The 264-nt window shown below is 65.2% G+C and carries 1 protein-coding gene; it reads left to right on the top strand.

The features are described from left to right. A partial coding sequence (locus ACZ3GY_RS24200) for a DUF3141 domain-containing protein (protein WP_465912307.1) occupies positions 1–264 on the top strand: 264 nt, incomplete at both ends.

Here is a 264-nt window from a genome sequence, read left to right as displayed (position 1 = left end):
GCCCATCGTGGTCTTCGCCTCCTGGGGGGACAACATCACGCCGCCGCCGCAGGCGTTGAACTGGATCATCGATGTCTGGGGCGACGAGCGCGCCATCGCCGCCGCCGGCCGCACCATCATCTACGTGCTGCACGAGAGCGTGGGCCATCTGGGCATCTTCGTGGGCGGTTCGGTGGCGCTCAAGGAACACGACCAGCTGGTCAGCTCGCTGGACGTCATCGAGAGCCTGCCACCAGGGCTCTACGAAATGAAGCTGGAACGCAA

It is taken from the genome of Pseudomonas sp. PME37.24/006, from assembly GCF_055556635.1.
Note: the sequence above shows the minus strand (reverse complement) of the source record. Positions and strands in the feature narration are given on the sequence as shown.